18 protein-coding genes are annotated in these 17586 nt (G+C 55.7%); 14 read left to right on the forward strand and 4 right to left on the reverse strand.

Annotated elements, in window-relative coordinates:
• Positions 1-66: 66 nt before the first annotated feature.
• Positions 67-798: a spermidine synthase gene (locus IBX51_RS02535; RefSeq protein WP_291828402.1), complete on the forward strand. Its 732-nt coding sequence runs from the start codon at positions 67-69 to the stop codon at positions 796-798.
• An 84-nt stretch (positions 799-882) separates the two neighbouring features.
• On the opposite strand, the gene IBX51_RS02540 is transcribed toward IBX51_RS02535, so the two are convergent.
• Positions 883-1710, reverse strand: a complete 828-nt coding sequence (locus tag IBX51_RS02540; protein ID WP_291828404.1) for a metal-dependent hydrolase — start codon at positions 1708-1710, stop codon at positions 883-885.
• Between the two features lie 304 nt (positions 1711-2014).
• Here IBX51_RS02540 and IBX51_RS02545 point away from each other — a divergent pair, with 304 nt between their 5' ends.
• From IBX51_RS02545 to IBX51_RS02555, 3 genes are all read left to right on the forward strand, one after another.
• A complete protein-coding gene (locus tag IBX51_RS02545; RefSeq protein WP_291828407.1) occupies positions 2015-2755 on the forward strand; it encodes an AzlC family ABC transporter permease in 741 nt (246 codons plus the stop codon).
• The gene (locus tag IBX51_RS02550) at positions 2745-3053 is read left to right on the forward strand and encodes an AzlD family protein (RefSeq protein ID WP_291828408.1); all 309 of its coding nucleotides are present in this window, start codon (positions 2745-2747) and stop codon (positions 3051-3053) included. Before IBX51_RS02545 ends, IBX51_RS02550 begins: the two co-directional genes overlap by 11 nt.
• An 89-nt stretch (positions 3054-3142) precedes the next feature.
• Entirely contained in the window at positions 3143-4495 is a 1353-nt protein-coding gene (locus IBX51_RS02555; RefSeq protein ID WP_291828410.1) for a hypothetical protein, read from the forward strand.
• 21 nt (positions 4496-4516) lie between these two features.
• On the opposite strand, the gene IBX51_RS02560 is transcribed toward IBX51_RS02555, so the two are convergent.
• Positions 4517-5185 (reverse strand): hypothetical protein, encoded by a 669-nt coding sequence (locus tag IBX51_RS02560; RefSeq protein WP_291828412.1) that lies wholly within the window; start codon positions 5183-5185, stop codon positions 4517-4519.
• A gap of 48 nt (positions 5186-5233) precedes the next feature.
• A complete protein-coding gene (locus IBX51_RS02565) occupies positions 5234-6400 on the reverse strand; it encodes a GNAT family N-acetyltransferase (protein WP_291828414.1) in 1167 nt (388 codons plus the stop codon).
• 246 nt (positions 6401-6646) lie between these two features.
• On the opposite strand from IBX51_RS02565, the gene IBX51_RS02570 reads away from it, so the two are divergent.
• Together IBX51_RS02570 and IBX51_RS02575 are read left to right on the forward strand one after the other, a co-directional pair.
• Positions 6647-7336: a response regulator transcription factor gene (locus IBX51_RS02570; protein WP_291828547.1), complete on the forward strand. Its 690-nt coding sequence runs from the start codon at positions 6647-6649 to the stop codon at positions 7334-7336.
• Positions 7333-8649 carry a HAMP domain-containing sensor histidine kinase gene (locus tag IBX51_RS02575; protein WP_291828416.1) on the forward strand — a complete coding sequence of 439 codons (1317 nt, stop codon included), beginning with the start codon at positions 7333-7335 and terminating at the stop codon, positions 8647-8649. Before IBX51_RS02570 ends, IBX51_RS02575 begins: the two co-directional genes overlap by 4 nt.
• On the opposite strand, the gene IBX51_RS02580 is transcribed toward IBX51_RS02575, so the two are convergent.
• Positions 8626-8841, reverse strand: a complete 216-nt coding sequence (locus IBX51_RS02580; protein WP_291828418.1) for a hypothetical protein — start codon at positions 8839-8841, stop codon at positions 8626-8628. The genes IBX51_RS02575 and IBX51_RS02580 overlap by 24 nt on opposite strands.
• A 10-nt stretch (positions 8842-8851) precedes the next feature.
• On the opposite strand from IBX51_RS02580, the gene IBX51_RS02585 reads away from it, so the two are divergent.
• The 8 genes from IBX51_RS02585 (at position 8852) to IBX51_RS02620 (ending at position 17581) form a co-directional block, all read left to right on the forward strand.
• The gene (locus IBX51_RS02585; protein ID WP_291828420.1) at positions 8852-9457 is read left to right on the forward strand and encodes a YigZ family protein; all 606 of its coding nucleotides are present in this window, start codon (positions 8852-8854) and stop codon (positions 9455-9457) included.
• Positions 9458-9530: 73 nt separating this feature from the next.
• Complete coding sequence (locus IBX51_RS02590) at positions 9531-10058, forward strand: DUF4136 domain-containing protein (protein WP_291828422.1); 528 nt, start codon at positions 9531-9533, stop codon at positions 10056-10058.
• Between the two features lie 21 nt (positions 10059-10079).
• Positions 10080-10439, forward strand: a complete 360-nt coding sequence (locus tag IBX51_RS02595; protein ID WP_291828424.1) for a translation initiation factor Sui1 — start codon at positions 10080-10082, stop codon at positions 10437-10439.
• Between the two features lie 35 nt (positions 10440-10474).
• A complete protein-coding gene (locus tag IBX51_RS02600; protein WP_291828425.1) occupies positions 10475-11728 on the forward strand; it encodes a D-amino acid dehydrogenase in 1254 nt (417 codons plus the stop codon).
• A 350-nt stretch (positions 11729-12078) separates the two neighbouring features.
• The gene (locus IBX51_RS02605) at positions 12079-13284 is read left to right on the forward strand and encodes a CaiB/BaiF CoA-transferase family protein (protein WP_291828427.1); all 1206 of its coding nucleotides are present in this window, start codon (positions 12079-12081) and stop codon (positions 13282-13284) included.
• Between the two features lies 1 nt (position 13285).
• Positions 13286-14209, forward strand: a complete 924-nt coding sequence (locus IBX51_RS02610) for a hydroxymethylglutaryl-CoA lyase (RefSeq protein WP_291828429.1) — start codon at positions 13286-13288, stop codon at positions 14207-14209.
• Positions 14199-15188, forward strand: a complete 990-nt coding sequence (locus IBX51_RS02615; RefSeq protein ID WP_291828431.1) for a YCF48-related protein — start codon at positions 14199-14201, stop codon at positions 15186-15188. The genes IBX51_RS02610 and IBX51_RS02615 overlap by 11 nt, the downstream gene beginning before the upstream one ends.
• A gap of 2 nt (positions 15189-15190) precedes the next feature.
• A complete protein-coding gene (locus IBX51_RS02620; RefSeq protein WP_291828433.1) occupies positions 15191-17581 on the forward strand; it encodes an efflux RND transporter permease subunit in 2391 nt (796 codons plus the stop codon).
• Positions 17582-17586: the final 5 nt, after the last annotated feature.

Consider the following 17586-nt stretch of genomic DNA (forward strand, 5'->3'; position numbering starts at 1 on the left):
CTGTCCCCCACAGGCGATATCGCCCGAATTGAGGCAAAGGGCAATTGAGTTTAAGGGAGTAAAATTGTGGGACTGCTTTTCGAACAAATTGACAGCCAGCCCTCGGTGATCGGGGAAATCACGCTGCGCCGCCGGAAGATTCCGGCACTGGGTGACCGGGATATCTACGAAGTGAAGCTGGGTGAAGAGTTCCTCATGTCCAGTATGTTTGTCGATGCCGAAGTGGCTCTTTCAGACATCGGCCTGGGTGAAACCGACGGCGACAACCTCAGTGTCGTTGTGGGCGGACTCGGCCTTGGCTACACCGCCGTGGCAGCTCTCAAGCATCAGCGTGTCAGCGAATTGCTCGTGGTGGAATACTTGCAACCGGTCATCGGCTGGCATCAGCAAGAACTCGTGCCGCTGGGCAAAGACCTCAATGCCGATCCGCGCAATCGTTACATTCACGGCAGCTTCTTCGACCTCGCCATTGCCGATCCGCAAACCGGCGGGTTTGATCCCGAATCGCCCGGCAAGCAATTCGATGCCATCCTGCTCGACATCGACCACTCGCCCCGGGCTTTGTTGCACGATTCCAGCGCCAGCTTCTACAGCACCGAAAACATTACCCTGATGGCCCGGCAACTCAAGCCTCGTGGCGTGTTTGCCATGTGGTCGAATGAAGGCGAAGACGACGAGTTTATGGCCGTCTTGCGCGACGTGTTCATTGATGTCGACTGCCACGTTGTCAGCTTCTTCAATCCGTTTCAGAACAAGGAATCGTTCAACACGGTCTACGTCGCCCGCAAGCCCGGCTGATGATTTGCAAACAATAACCACCAAAGTGAGACCCTGAAGGCCTCGCTTTGGTGGTCAAAGCAGATCGGGGTGTAGCAGAAAATCTCAGGAAAAGCCCAGTTGCTTGCGCCATTTGTGCAGCAGGAATTCGGTGTCGTGCTGCCAGGGGTGGAAGCCTGGTTTGAAGTAATCCAGGTACTCCGGAATGATCGCGGTAAACAGGCCTTTAGGTCCCCACACCCGATTCAGGCCTTTGGCCCAGGAGCGCAGGTTGAGTAGTTGCTTGTCTTCGCGCATCAATTCCACGATGAAGGAATGGATGGCCACCATGATCAGCGCGGTGATCATTGCCATGGTACCCATGCGGATGGCGTAGTCGACCACGCTCTTGTCATAGAGCGTCTCATAGGTGTCGAAGGCCACCGCTTTGTGTTCGTTCTCTTCAACGCAGTGCCATGCCCACAGAGTGCGCATGGAGGGGTCGATGGCGTTGACCAGGTCTTCACGCTTGAGCAGTTGGGCAGACAGGATGCCTGTGAAGTGTTCAAGAGCGACGGTCGCGGCCAAATGTGCCCGTTTGTTGTTCAGCAGCGGCAGGTTTTTTGCCGACAGAAAACCGCGAGTCCAGCGTTCCAGCTTCTTTATGTCAAAACCCTGATTGATCGCGCCTTCGTTGAAGTGACCATGCTCTTTGGCATGCATGGCTTCCTGGCCGATGAACGCGCTTATGTCTTTCTGTAATTGCGGATCATTAATCTGATCGCGCACTGCGCGCACGCTGTCTACGAAGAAACGCTCGCCATCAGGAAACAAGGCAGAGAGTGCATTGAACAGGTGGGTCATAAATGGGTCACTGTCGACCCAGTGCCGTGGAACTTCTTCAAAACCGAAATCCTGACGGCGTACGGGGAATGATGCGGTTACTGCTGACATGGTCTGACCTCTTTGATTCATTGTTCTACAAGGTCAACTTTACGGTAAAGGGTGATCTCTCGACCGGTTATAAAGGGACAGAGTTCGGTCAAGGTTGTAAAACCGGGTTAAAAACTCAATCGGGGTAATGAAGCGCACGGTCACCAACCAAAGATTGAATAGGGCGGGTGACAGGAATAGCTCGTTCTCCGTGCTCATAAACATGATTAGCTCATGTAACTGCTTGAGCTTTTAGCATAAAAATTTGCCGGGTCACGGTTAATACCTATTCGCGTTTTTGTGCGTTACGTCATAAGTTCTATAGATGCCTGCCTACCCATATCAGTTTCAGTCGCGCAACGTGCGCCTCGAGTTTTTCCGCCTATTGCCTATCTCATTGTTTGTGGTGGCGTTTGGTGCTGCCTTTGGTTTGGCGGCGATCCAGAAGGGCCTGTCGCCGCTCGAAGCAATACTTATGAGTACCACTGTGTTTGCCGGTGCCGCCCAGTTTGCAGTGGTGGATATGTGGGGTACAGAGGTTTCGGTGCTGCCGATGATGGCCGTGGTGTTTGCTATTAATTCCCGACACCTGCTGATGGGCGCGTCGCTGTATCCGATGCTGAAAGACGTGCCAACAGGCCGGCGTTACGGACTGCTGTTGTTGCTGACCGATGCCAACTGGGCGGTATCGGCCCAGGATTATCAGAATGGCCGGCGTAACCTGGAGGTCATACTGGGCGGTGGGCTGGTGCTTTGGTTGACGTGGATCATCGGTACCGGCCTCGGGGTTTACTTTGGCGGCTTGCTCCAGAATCCGAAAGCTTTGGGTCTGGATATGGTGCTGGGTTGCTTCCTGTTTGCCATGGCGTTGGGTGGCAAGAAATCGCCGCGGGTGCTGGTGGCCTGGCTGGTTGCCGGCGTGGCCTCGCTGGCGGCCTGGAAGTGGTTGCCGCCCAACATGCATGTGGTCGCAGGCGCGCTTGCCGGTGGCGTAATCGGTTTATTCTGGCTGGAACCAAAGCCTCAAGAAAAAAGGCCAGAGGCGGAGGGCGACCATGGCCATTGAAACCACGACCCTGGGCGTGCTCGGGCTGATTGCGATCATGACCCTGACCACTTTGGTGACCCGCTTTGGTGGCGTGTTCATCATGTCGTTCCTGCGCATCAGCCCCCGGATTGAAAGCTTTATCAATACCATGGCCAGCTCGGTCCTGATTGCCATTATTGTGCCTATGGCAGTATCCGGCGATCTGGGTGCGCTGGCCGCACTGGTCGCGACGGGTGTCGCGATGCTGGTGATCCGAAAACCGTTGCCGGCCATTGCCATGGGTCTTCTGGCGGCGGCCGTGGTGCGCTATTTTTAATAAACGCCTGATTTTGGCTGATTAAAAATCGTTCAAGTTTTCTGCTTTCTGGCCGATACATCAACAAGGTCAGTTGAGGCGTGAGCACCATGATTTCATCCAGTCAGATTTCCCTGTTTCAGAACAGCACCCGCCAGGTATCGGCGGTGGACAGCAGCCAGCTGCGCATCACTCAGCAAAATGGTGGCTTGCCTCAGCAGGGTTTGCAGGCCGGTGCCACCGAACTGTCTTTGTTCCGGCAGGCGGCGTATCGCTACAGCAGCCAGGAACAACTGGCGTTCAGCAGCGCAAGCCAGGTTAACGGGGATAACCGTTCTGCTACCTTTACCAGCGCCGAACTGATTGAAAAATCCGCAGACTTGTTTCTGTTGGGCCAGCAGGCCCTGACCATCAGCCGTGTGGCACTGGGTGGCGATGCCGTGGGCGAATCCCAAGGCAGCTTGTCGGTCACCGCAGGTAAATACATGTTCTACTCAGAGAGTGAAAGCCGCAGCTTTGCCTCCACCGGCAGCATCAGTTTGCAGAACGGCGAAACCATTGATTTCACCTTGTCGCTGCGTCAGTCCCAATCCAGAACCTATGAATACTCTGAGCTGATACAGATTCAGGAACGCCCGCTGACCGATCCACTGGTGATCAACTTCGGCGCTTCCACCGCGCGGTTGACTGACACGTTGTTCGAGTTTGATATGAACGGCGACGGCCAGACCAGCCAGTTTGCCAGCCTGGGGGCGGGCAGTGGCTACCTGGTGTTCGACCGCAATGGTAACGGTAAAGTGGACGACGGCTCCGAATTATTCGGCCCCCAAACCGGCTCCGGTTTCAGTGAACTGGCCAAATACGATGATGACGGCAACCTCTGGATCGACGCTAACGACGACGTGTTCAAATCCCTGTCGGTCTGGGTACAAACCGCCGACGGTGGCGGTGCTTTGCGGTCACTGGATGAGGTGGGCGTGCAGGCGTTGTACGTGGGCAGCACGGAGGACCGCTTCACCCTGACCAACCCGCAAGGTGTTCCGCTCGGCCAGATCAAAGCTTCCGGCATTTACCTGACGACCGATGGTGAGGTACGGACTCTGGAGGAACTGGATCTGGCTGAACAGAACACGGAAAAGGCTCCAGCGGAGATGACTTCGCTCGGCTTTCGCGGTGGCAATGGCAATGGTAATTCGAATGGTAACGCGAGTTCCAATAGTAACGCTGACAGCTCCGGTCCCGTGAATGCCCGCATTGAAGCCATGCAGAATGCATTGGAGAAGCTCGACGAGATCCGCAAAAAACAGCAGGATTTTATCAACGCCTCAAAAGGGCAGAGCAAGAAGAAATCGCCGCTGGACGCCTACTTCAGCATCATCGACCGGCTTCGCCAGCATTTGCTGAACAGTCAGGATGAAAAGAAACAGGCGGCCAGTCGTTATCTGGAGTTCGCTAGACTCTGACGAACATGCTGGTGCAGACCGTCACGACGCTCTCAGGGTTCGCTGGCGAATGGAGGCGGCCAGTTGATTGATCAGATCCCGGGCGTCGCCCTCATGCAGGCTCTGGCATTTGTCCTGAAGCACGCGTCGGTCGTGGCTGGACGATTCGTTGGAGACGTCTTTCAGCAGGTCCAGGTGCTGGCAGGCGGCCAGGTGCGCCTTGATTTCGGTGTCAATCAGTCGCGTGGTCAGGCTCTCGACCACTTCGCTGCAAAATGGACGATTCCGGTTCATCAGGCTACGGGCTTCGAGCGCCGCGTGCCGGGCTTCCAGTCGCAACTCCCCGGCGGCTTCACCGGCCTCGACCGCTCTGAGGAACATACCGAGGCGTTCGTACAGTTGCCAAACCTGGGGCCAGATCTTGTCATAGGCTTCTTTTTCCGACCGGTAACGGGCTCCATCCAGAGCCGAGGAGCCCTGGTTCTGCGTTCCCGATTGGCTGGTCCGGTTAAACTGCACTACCCGGATGTCGTCCACTTCTCGGCAGAGCCAATCGGCCCGCTCACGCAGAGTGGTGATCTGTTCCTGATGGCGGCGCCGGGCGCCCGCAATGAGTACGATGGCAATCAGGGCAAACAGAAGCGCTGCGGCCGCAAGCAAAAGCGGCAGGTTGTTCAGTGTCAAAAGGTTCCAAAGCTGGCCTGTGTCCATGGCGTTCGACCTCCGTCGACTTCCTTTCCTGGTTTTACATGATAAAAGTTAATCCTGCTCCTGCTGTCGGAACGGCAGGGCTGATTGCGCGTCGTCAAAGTAACTTACCACATGGCTCGCTTCTTCATGAGTGAAGCTTTCGACAGCCTCCCGAAACCCGGGGTGCAGAATGCCATGCCAGGAGTGAGTTATGGTGGGTTCAAACCCGCGCACCAGCTTGTGCTCGCCCTGGGCGCCGGCGTCGAAGTGTTGGAGTCCCAACGCCAGCGCAAGTTCAATGCCCTGGTAGTAGCAGGTTTCAAAATGCAGGTGGTTGTATTCTTCCAGGCACCCCCAGTAACGGCCGTAGAGTGTATCTTCACCCGCCAGGAACAGTGCTCCGGCAATCATCTCGCCCTCTTGCACCGCCAAAATCAGATGCAGATGCTCCGGCATGGCTTCTCTGAGCTGTTCGAAGAATTGTTTGTTCAGGTAGGGCGGCCGGCCCCGTTTCAGATACGTGGCTTGATAAAAAACGTAAAAGGCTGACAGTGCCTGATCTGAGATATCCCGCCCGTGAACGTGGCGAAAACGGATGCCCTGGTCTGCGACTTGGCGCCGTTCTTTGCGAATGGATTTGCGTTTGCGAGAGGTGAGCACCCCGAGGAAATTATCAAAACTCTGGTAGTCCCGGTTGTGCCAGTGGAACTGGCAGCCGATGCGGTGCAATTCCTGGTCATGATGCAGCAGGGCCTGATCGGCCTTGTTCGGGAACAATAGATGCCAGGAGTGAGCACCGACCTGTGTGGTCAGTCGGGTCAGCAGGTCGTTGAGTATTTGGGGGGTTAATTGCGCTCGGAGCGCATCGCTGAAAAGCAACCTGGAACCTTGAGACGGTGTAAACGGCACAGCGATCAGGAGTTTGGGGTAGTAGGGCAGGCCATGACGCTGGTATGCGTCGGCCCAACTCCAGTCGAACACGTACTCACCCATGGAATGGGTTTTCAGGTAGCCGGGTGCCAGGCCACAGATTTCGCCGTTTATCCGGAAAATCAGATGGCTGGGCGTCCATCCCGTTTCTGGAACGGTGCAGCCCGAGCTTTCGAGAGCCTGAAAGAACTCATAACGCAGGAAAGGACTGCTGCAACCGGCCAGTCGTTGCCAGTCCTGCTGAGGAATATCAGCAACGCTGGCGCAGGTTTCCAGGGTAATCTCGAATGAAGCGGGTTCTGACATGATGGGATTCAGACTCTGTTAACGACCTACATACCATACGACAGAACCCGCCTTGTGATCACTTCTCGATGTCAGCGCAGTGCTGTTGCGTCTTTTTCTGAAGGTTTCACGGATTCCGATGCCACGCCTGAGCCGCGTCTGATGGTGTCAGGGTGGTGTAAAGGTTCGGTAAAGAAAAAAGTTGCCGGCTCAGAACAGGTTACTGGCCATGTTAGACTGGTGGAGGATAACGAACGAGAAACCATTATGCAGAACCGGGTACTGTTGATTGAGGACGATGACGAGCTGAGAGAGCTGCTGGCCAGATACCTCTCCAATCAGGGTTTTACCGTGCGCGAAGCGGCCAACGGTCAGGATGGCCTGGCGCTGGCGTTGGGGCAGGATTGCGACATTGTGGTTCTGGATATCATGTTACCCGACATCAATGGTCTGGATGTACTGCGTGAGCTCAGGAGCCAGACCCATCTGCCGGTGATTTTGCTGACCGCCCGCGGTGATGAGACCGACCGGATTGTCGGCTTTGAAGTGGGCGCCGACGATTACATTCCCAAGCCCTGCAACCCCCGCGAACTGGTTGCGCGGCTGCAGGCACTCTTACGCCGGATTGCCTGGGACCAGAAGACCGACGTAGACGCCAACCGAACCTATGGCGATCTGCGGGTGGAGCCGGAGCAACGGCGGATCTATCAGCACGATACGCCGGTCGAGCTCACAGCGACCGAATACGAGGTGTTACAGGTGTTGCTGGCGCACGCCGGCAGTGTCGTGCGTAAAACCGACCTGATGCAGTGGGCCCTCGGGCGCAGACTTGAGGCCTATGACCGCACGCTGGATATGCACATCAGTAACCTGCGTAAAAAACTCGGCAACGATGACCCGCCCAGAATTGAAACGATCAGGGGGCTGGGCTACAGCTACCGGGTGCCAGCGGTATGAAGCGCTTTATGTTCCCTTTATTCTGGCGCATCTTTTTGTCGATCTGGTTAGCCATGGCGATCACCGTGGTTGCCGCCAACCTTGCCACACGCTACCTGCTGGACCGTGAGCGGCAGGCCATTGAACGACAAGTAGGCCTGCATGAGCTGGCGAGTGAGGCGGTAAACCTGCGCGAACAGCAAAGCAGGGGCGATGCCTGGCGATTCTTGCGTGCCGAAGGCGAGCGCCTTGATCTGCATCTGATGCTGATCGAGAAGGAGCAGGGGGAGCACCGTTTGCCGCGTCACATCCGCGAGCGTATTCAGTCAGGATGGTACCCGAACAAACCGGCGGTGATTGATCTGGATGAGGGCTACCAACTGGTGGCCTGGCCCCGTATGGGCGGCGATGGTTGGTTGGACCCCCGGTTGTTCCGGTTTTTTGAGCTCGGGCTGGCGTTTATCCTGATCTCCCTCGCTTGCTGGTGGATCGCACGGTTTGTGTCCCGGCCGCTGCGGCATATGGAAGGCACTGCCCGCGCCATTGCCGAGGGTGACACTCGATTGCGGGTAACCAACCGTATTGCTCATCGCCGTGATGAAGTGGGGCTATTGGCGACCGCTTTTAACGCCATGACGGATCGCCTGTGCCAGTTATTGGAGCGTCAGAACCACCTGTTACGGGATATTTCTCACGATTTGAGAACGCCGCTGGCCCGGCAGCGAGTGGCGATCGAGCTGGCAAGTGACGCGGGTGCGGATGCCGCGCTGATGGAGAGCATCTTGCGCCAGAACGAACGAATGGAGACGATGACCGGTCAGATTCTGACTCTGTACCGAGTCTCGGAAAACGGCGGCTCGATAGAACGAGAGCCGGTCAGGCCCCTGGCGTTGATCAATCGGGTACTGGGTGATGCCGCTGATTATGCCGAGCACCAGGATGTAGATTGTAAGCTCATGGCTGGCGATAATACCAAAACCCTCTCAGTACTCGGCGACGCAGGGCTCTTGCAGCGGGCTTTCGATAACGTGTTGCAGAATGCTCTGGACCATACGCCACCGGGTAAATCCATACAGGTATCTTTGTCGGTAGTGCCGGGCCGAATTGAAGTGGCCATTGCCGATGAAGGCCCGGGCGCGCCGGATGACCTGTTGGATCATCTGTTCGAGCCGTTCTTCCGTGCGGATCAGTCCCGGGGTGGTTCGGGCTGGGGTCTTGGCTTGGCGATTGCCCGGGATATTATCAATGCACACGATGGAACCATTGCCGCTCACAATAGGAGTGATGGCGGCTTGCAGGTCTCCATTCAGCTACCGATTTTCATCGGAGGCTGAGGGTGGGGTGGCCGCTGCTGGCGTTGGCTCTTGCCCGGGAGGTTTGTCATCGGGTTTGAGTTCAGCCGCGGCTGAAAAGTCGATGCCCTCTTGCAGCTCATCTTCATCAAACCGAATGCCGCAGGCGGCTTTCCGGATTTTTGCGGGGCTGGCAGTGCCAGGTGTGTGGTTGTCGTTATCGTCGGATGTCATAGGGTGCCTCATGAGCAAAGATTACCCGGTTCCTGCAGGATACCTTGAGCGTGAAACGGAAGTGAAGAAGAGCCGTTTTATTGCGCGTGTGTTTCCGGTCAGTAGTCGTGAAGAAGTGCGAGAGCGGGTAGCTGAAGCGCATCAGGATTACCCGGATGCCCGGCATGTTTGCTGGGGCTACCAGATTGGCCGGCCGGGTTCGGCCTCAGAAGCAGCGATGAACGACGATGGCGAGCCTTCAGGCACGGCCGGCAAGCCCATCCTGAGTGTTATCCAGCATAAAGACATGGGCGATGTCCTGGTGATCGTGATCCGTTATTTCGGCGGCATCAAGTTGGGTGCCGGTGGCTTGGTTCGTGCCTATGCCGGTGCGGCTGAAAGCGTGCTCTCTGAGGTGGGTCGTGTCGTTCGGCACGCCCGTGTTCAGGCCCGGGTAGTGTTGGGCTTTGCCGATGAACAGCCGCTGAGGCACTGGTGTGAGGGGCACGAGGGAAATATCGAATCAATTGGCTACAGCGCAAAGGTGGATGTTCTGGTGTCTTTGCCGGAAATCAGACAAAGTGAATTCACAGCCTTCTGTGACGCCCAGAAGCTGGATTACCGTTTTGAAAGCTGACTCGCGTGGCGAACCGAACCGCTGCCGCTGGGCGTATACTGAAGAAAAGAACCTCCATGACGGGAGAAAACCTATGCGTGTTCTATTTATTGCTGCCATGGTCGCCGTATTGGCAGGATGTGCCAGTAATGTTGTGACGGATTACAACTCTGCGACGGTCTTTGGTAATTACACCAGCTGGGCTTACGCGCCTTCGCAAAAGGACTCTGAAATCACATCACTGGACGACGCGCGGGTGCGAACAGCGGTTGAGAGAGAACTTAATCGTAAGGCTCTGCGGCAAATGCCGGATAGGGAGGCCGATTTGTTGGTGAGCTGGCAAATAGTGCCAGAAGAACGACTGGAGCAGGTTGGTGTTGGGCTTGGGCTGGGCTTTGGCCGTGGAAATTTCGGTTGGGGCGTGTCGGCCCCGCCACCAGTCCGGGAAATCACCGAAGGTAAACTGGTGGTCGAACTGGCCGATCGTAGAAGTTCTGAAGTCATCTGGCGTGCCGCCAGTCGACGCTACCTTAACGAAAACCAGTCTCCGGAAACGCGGCGCAAGTTGATCGATGAGGTTGTCGCGGAAATGTTTTCCAAATACCCTCCGGGCCTGAACTGATTATCAGACAGGATTCGCGTCATGGGCATGAAGAAACGAGAAGGTGGCCTGGTCTTTTCCACGGAACAGGGCCGTATGTGCCCGCAGTGCCGGAACCCGGTTGCCGAGTGTACTTGCGGGCAAGCGGAACGGCCGGCGGGTGATGGTGTTGTTCGGGTCAGTCGGGAAACCAAAGGCCGAAAGGGCAAAGGCGTTACGCTGATTGCCGGGATCCCCCTGGATGATAAAGAACTGAAGGCCTACGCCAAACTGCTAAAAGCCAAATGCGGCACAGGTGGTACAGTAAAAGACGGCGTGGTGGAGATTCAAGGCGATCAGAGAGACCTTCTGGTGCCGCTGCTGGAGCAGAAAGGCTGGACGGTAAAACGGTCCGGCGGCTGACGTGTAACTAAACACAATTGTTGAGGGGAGCAGGTATGCATGTACTGGTACTGGGGGCCGGGGTCGTTGGCGTTACGACGGCCTGGTATCTTCAGGCGCAGGGCCATCAGGTAACGGTGATTGATCGCCAAAGCATGTCCGGCCTGGAAACCAGTTATGCCAATGGTGGTCAGATTTCGGTATCTCACGCAGAGCCCTGGGCCAATCCCTCCGCGCCTTTGAAGGTGCTGAAGTGGCTTTTTCAGCCGGATGCTCCCTTGCTGTTCCGTCCACGACTGGATCCGTACCAGTGGCGCTGGGCACTGTCTTTCCTGACGCAGTGCACCTCGGCTAAAGCCGCCCATAACATCCGCCAGATGGTGAATCTGGGCACTTACAGCCGAGCCCAATTGCAGGCCTTACGCAAAGAGATGGATCTTGACTACGACCATCTTGAGAAAGGTATTCTGCATTTTTACACCAATCCCGCGGAATTCGACGCCGCCCTGGAACCCGCCCGTATCATGCGAAGTCAGGGCTGTGATCGGCAGGTGATTGATGCTGATCAAGCTGTGCAACGGGAGCCGGCGCTGGCGCCGATACGCCATCGCATTGTCGGAGCGACCTACACTGCCGACGATGAGAGCGGCGATGCTCGGAAGTTCACCCAAGCGCTCGCTCGCCATTGTGAAAAAGCGGGCGTGCAGTTTGTCTACGGGACGGAAGTGCTGGATTTTGATCGTACTGGCGACCGAATACTGGGTGTCCAGGTTCTCAGCGAGGGCAAACATCAGACGTTGCGGGCCGACAATTATGTGCTGAGCCTTGGCAGCTTCAGCGCCATTCTGGCCCGCAGGCTTGGGCTGTTCCTGAATATCTATCCGGCCAAGGGGTATTCGATTACCGTGCCGGTAAAAAATCAGGATGCGGCGTTTAACGTCAGTTTGACGGATGACGAATACAAGTTGGTGTACTCAAGGTTGGGTGACCGCATAAGAGTGGCTGGAACGGCTGAACTGAATGGTTATACCCGTGACCTGAATTATACCCGGTGCCGGGCGATTGTCCGCCGGGCGGCGGAAATCATGCCGGAGGCGGGCCAGTGGGATCAGGCAGAGTTCTGGACCGGACTGCGGCCGACCACACCGTCCAATGTGCCCTATGTTGGCAAAAGCCATTTTGCCAACCTGTACCTGAATACCGGGCACGGCACCCTGGGCTGGACCCACTCCTGCGGCTCCGCAGCGGCCCTGGCCGATATCCTTGGCGGGCGAAAGCCTGAGGTGGACTTTACGTTTTCCGGATTGTGACACGATGCGCTTATGATCGGGATCAGGGTTCGTCCCTGATCTGCTAATTTGGCTTTTCGACCGCCTTCCTTTCCCTTCCTTCTCTTTAATCTTGTGAACCCGTTGATACGTCATAGTCGTCCAATAATATTTCAAAATGAAATTCAAAATTTCAAAATGAATGTTTTTGGGTGAGTTGACGGATCGCCTGTAATGGTTTGTGCGTACGCAATAATCCCTATTTTTCAGTCTCTTGAATGGTTATCTGGAATTATTTTGATAGTTGGCACCCGCTTTGCGTTGTAGGTTGAAAACGCTCCATCGCGTTTATGTACAAATACATCAATACAACAACCGTGTGCTGACTGATTATGACTAAACCACTGGAAGGCGTTCGGATCATCGATTTGACGCATATGCTGTCTGGCCCATACGCGGGCATGCTGCTGGCAGATATGGGTGCAGACTCCATCAAGGTCGAGCCGCTGAAAGGAGAGGGCACACGCTCACTCCTCGCCAAAGATCCACGAAACTCCCACAACGGCCAGGGCGCCTACTTCATCACCCTGAATCGAAATAAGAAAAGCGTCTGTATCGATCTCAAGTCAGAAGATGGTCTTGCCACCTTCTACGACCTGGTCAAAAACGCCGACGTTGTTCTCGATAATTTCTCCGCCGGTGTACCGGCCAAGCTCAAAATTGACCACGAGCATCTCGCCAAGATTAATCCGCAGATTATCACTTGTTCCGTGACCGGTTTTGGCCAAGCCGGACCTAATTTCCAGCGACCAGCCTTTGACCAGGTTGTTCAAGGTATCGGCGGTGGAATGTCCATTACCGGTCACGACGAAGAGCATCCGGCCCGAGCTGGCATTCCTATCGGTGATTTGGGTGGCGGCATGTTTGCCGTAATGGGCATTCTTGCTGCGCTGCATTCCCGAACCGTTAATGGTTACGGCCAGCATGTCGATATTTCGATGCTCGACTGCCAGATCAGTATGTTGAATTACATGGCCACCATGTACTTTCTCAGCGGTGACAACCCGACGCCCATTGGCAATGGTCACTTTGTTCACGTGCCATACGATGCTTACAGAACAAGCAACGGTTTTGTCATTATCGCCGTTATTTTTGATAGTTTTTGGGACAATCTGGTAGAGCTGCTTGGCATTGATGAGCTCCGGGACTCAAAGTACAGAACCCAGCCGGGCCGTTTCGCAGACAAGCACAAAATTAATGGCATTCTCACCGAACTTCTGAAAACGGACACCACAGAACACTGGGTAGAGCGTCTATCCAGTGCGCGCATCCCCTGTGCGCCCGTCAACAAATTCTCAGACGCCCTGAGCGACCCGCAAGTTCTGTTTCGCAATATGGTGGTCGACATTCCGCAAGCGGACGGCGGCGCCGTCAAGGCGCCAGGCAACCCGATCAAGCTCAGTATTGATTCATCCGAGTCGTTCACCGCCCCTCCTCTTCTTGGGCAGCACACCGAAGAAGTCTTGCGGTCACTTGGCTACAGCGATCAGCGAATTGCAGAGCTAAAAGCGATTCAGGCCATTGGTTGGGGGGAATGATATGAACATTCGAGTTAATGAGGTCGGGCCAAGAGATGGCCTCCAGAGTCAGGGTAAAACTCTGACCGTTGATGCGCGCGCGCGTCTTATCGAGGCTCTGGTCGGGGCTGGATTGAACAATATTGAAGCCGGCAGCTTTGTGTCGCCCAAAGCGGTGCCGCAGATGGCGGGTACTGCAGAATTGTTTGCCCGGTTGCCTGCAAAAGAGCGGGTTCGCTACGCCGGGCTTGTACCGAATATGAAGGGTTACCAGCTGGCGACAGCGGCCGGTGCGAAAGTGGTCAACGTGGTGCTCTCGGTGACCGACACGATGAATCAGAAAAACATTCGGATGTCGCTGGACGAGACCGCATCAGTTTGTGGTGCAGTTGTGGAGCGCGGTCGGAACGAAGGTGTGGATGTTCAAGCCTACCTGGCGGTGGCTTTTGAATGCCCGTTTGAAGGACTTGTGGATCCAGAAGTCGTTGCCCGTTACGCCAGTCAGATGAATGCCGCCGGCGCTACCAAAATCATCATCGCCGATACAATTGGTGCTGCGAACCCGGCCCACGTTCAACGCCTGCTCGACCTCGTTATCCCTCACGTTGGTGCAGAAAAGCTGTCCTGCCACTTCCATGACACCCGAGGCATGGCCCTGGCAAATATTACCGCCGCAGTGGGTCGCGGAGTGCTCGAGTTTGATTCGTCTATCGGCGGTCTGGGTGGATGCCCTTTCTCTCCGGGAGCGACTGGCAATGTCGCCACCGAAGATGTCGTGCTCTTGCTGAATAGCATGGGCTATGACACGGGCATTGACCCCCTCGATCTGGTGCCTGTGGTCAAGCTGGCGGAAGAGCTCACCAGCGTGCCTCTTGGGGGTAAGAGTTTTCGTTGGTTAAGCCAGCAGTATACCAAGCTACGAGGAGACATTCGTCATGGTAGCTAAGGTGATGAGAGTCGCTGCTCAGCTGGCGCCTTGGGCCATCGTCGGGGGACTGGCTTACGCCGCAGCTTTTATCAGGCCAAGTGTTGAGCCGCTGCCACTGCCACAACCTCTGAACGAGCCCCGCGACCTATTCTACGATGTCAGCGTTTCCGATTCAGGGCACTACTGGTTTGCCGGTAACAACGGTCTTGTGCTCGAGGCTGGTAAAACGCTCGAAAACTGGCGCCGTCATGAGATGCCGGAGGTGGTCAATCTGCAGGGCATAGCGTCGGCTGATAACGGCACCGTTGTGGCTGTTGGTAACGCTGGATGGACCTTTCGTAAACACCGCGACGAAGAATGGAAATCGTTGCAGTTGCCGGTTTCGGAGATTGCCGGAAAGCTCATCAAACTCGCGTGGATAGATGGCCATTTCTGGGCGATTGGCGAGATGGGTGCGATTTTCCGCTCTGATCATCGGGCTGAGGAATGGGAAAAACTCAGTATTGAAGGCGACGTGGCTTTAAACGACATCACCCGGGCTATAAGCGGTGATCTGTGGATAACGGCGGAGTTTGGAACGCTTTATCACTCCCGTGATGGAGGCCGGTCCTGGGACAGCGTTGAGCTTGGGCAGGAGAGCCTGCGTTCAGTGGAGTTTTACGGTGATCAGGGAATCATCGTTGGTAACGGCGGTGTGATTTTCCAGAGCCTGGACAGCGGTGCTACATGGCAGCCCGTCAGCTCTCCCACCAATGAGCATTTGTACGACGTCATTCGTGATGACGGACGCTGGCTGGCGACCGGCAACGGCGGTGTGCTTCTCGGCTCTGAAGATGGTGCCCTTTGGGAGCTTATCCAACCCCATAATTTTGCGAACGGCTATCACGCCCGCCTTTTGCCCTCGGGCGATGGTGTCGTGGTCGCAGGCCAGACCATAGGTTTGCTTTCCGGTGGTGATTGGCAGGTTTGGCCTGACGATATGGTAGGGGATATTTAAAAATGATCAGTACATTTGCCCGATCTTTGTCCGAGTTCTGCATACGTCACCGGGTGTGGGTGTCTATCCTGATTTTTGTCAGCACGTTGCTCATGGCGCTGACCTTGCTGAAAATTGATGTCCGGACTGTGTTTAGCGACATGGTGCCGAGCAACCACGAATACGTGGATGTCCACGAGAGCTACAAAGACACATTTGGCGGTACCAACAAGGTTTCGATTCTGGTCCAGGCCCGTGAGGGTGATATTTTGACCGGGCCGATTCTGGAAGAGGTTCACCGTATTACCAGGGAACTCGCCAAGGTTCGCGGAGTAAATCCCTTTCAGGTGGTTTCTCTTGCGTCCCGCAAACTCAAGTCGGTGAGCGCGTCATCAATGGGCATCGAAAGCGTGCCGCTGATGTGGCCGGATGTACCTCAAACCCAGGCGGGTATTGAGTCCCTGCGTGAAGCGATTATCAACAACCCGCTGGTGTATGGCATTTACGTCGAGCCTGACCTCTCCTCGACGTTGATCCAGATGGACTTCTACGATCATCTGGTCGATTACAGCCGCATATTTCCTCAGGTTCAAGCGATTCTTGATGCCTCACCCATAGCGGACATGGTGACTCATCACGTGGTGGGTGAGCCGGTTCTATATGGCTGGGTAGACTTCTATCTCGACGAGACCGTGATGATTGCTCTGCTCTCGTTGGGGGCGATGCTGTTTGCGCTGTTCCTGTTGAACAGGACCTGGCGGGGCACGTTGCTCCCGTTGCTCAGTGGTGTCGTGTCCACAATCTGGGCGTTGGGTATTGGTGTGTTGCTCGGGTTCAATTTCGATCCTCTGGTCATCGTGGTGGCGTTCATCATCACCGCTCGGTGCTTCAGTCATGCCGTGCAGTTGATCACCCGATTTGATGACCTCTGTGATGGCGAGGGCGTGCAACCCCGAAAGGCCGCAGAGCAAACCATGAAAGAGCTGTTTCGGCCTGGTCTTTTGGGGTTGGTGTCGGACGCCGGTGCCATTCTTTGCGTGGTTCTGACCCCGATTCCGTTGCTCCAAAAGGTGTCAATCATTGGTGCTATCTGGGTGATGACGATAGGTTTCTCGGCGATGATCCTTACCCCGGTCATGCTGAGCTGGGTAAAGGCGCCGCTGCGAAATGCGCACCCGCTTAACTTGCGATTTCTGCTCACAGCGGTCCTGTCCCTTGCCGTCAAAGTGGTGGAGACTCGCGCCCGGTTCGTTGTGCTGCCAGTCACATTGGTGCTGGTAAGCGGTCTTGTGTTCAAAGCGACGGATCTGACCATTGGCGACGCAACAACCGGCTCACCGATACTGTGGGAAGACTCGGATTTCAACCGTGACAGCGCGCTGATAAATGCTAACTACCCCGGAACAGAGCAGATGTTCATCGTTCTTGAGGGCGAAGAGCAAGATGCGCTCAAGCGGCCGGATGTTCTGGCCTGGATGCAGGGTTTCCAGCGTCGCATGGAGCGTTTGCCGCAAGTCGGGGGCAGTGTTTCGCTGGCAGACATCGTGGTGGATGTGCGTCGTAACTTGTACGAGGGCAACCCCAGATATGGCGAACTGGGTGCCACACAAATTGAGAACGGTGAGCTGATCAGCTTTTACATGCAGGGTGCTGCTCCTGATGATCTGGCTCAGTTCGCGGACCCGCTGTTCCAGAATGGTTCGGTCATCCTGTTTTTCCGTGATCGCCAAGGTGAAACCTTGCGACAGGCTACCTACCAGATTGGCCGGTACATCGATGAAAACCCTCTTGAGGGCGTGAGTGTCCGGCTCGCAGGCGGTTCGCTGGGGATTATTGCGGCAGTAAACGAGATTCTCTTGTCTGACCAGATTGAGGCCATCGCCCTCGCACTCCTGGTGGTCATCCTGTGCTGTCTTGGTGTCTATAGATCATCGGCCAGTGGCATCTTCTTCATCGTGCCGGTACTGATCTCCAATGTTGTCACCTTCGCCTTCATGGCGTGGCAGGGCATAGGTATGAGTATCAGCACGCTGCCAGTGGTGGCGCTCGGTATCGGTCTCGGCGTGGACTATGCCTTTTATATCGTCGATTCAGTAAAGGAATACCTGGAAAAAGATCCTGAGGCGGACCCTATGGACGCGATTCGTCAATCCCTGTTTTCTGCCGGCCGCGGCGTGCTCCTTACGTCTGTGACCCTTGCGGCTGGCGTTTTACTCTGGTCCCTGTCTTCGCTGCGGTTTCAGGCAGAGATGGGAACCTTAATTGGGCTGTGGCTGCTCGTTTCGGCGTTTACTTCGCTGTTCGTGATGCCATCCCTGGTTCGGGTGCTGAAGCCGAAGTTCATCTTTGGTGACCGCCCCCAGACGGCCGAATCCGATCACCGGACGGAACGGCTGGCGCAATCCACCCACTGATGATG

This window comes from Marinobacter sp., assembly GCF_014859525.1.
Taxonomy (GTDB): domain Bacteria; phylum Pseudomonadota; class Gammaproteobacteria; order Pseudomonadales; family Oleiphilaceae; genus Marinobacter.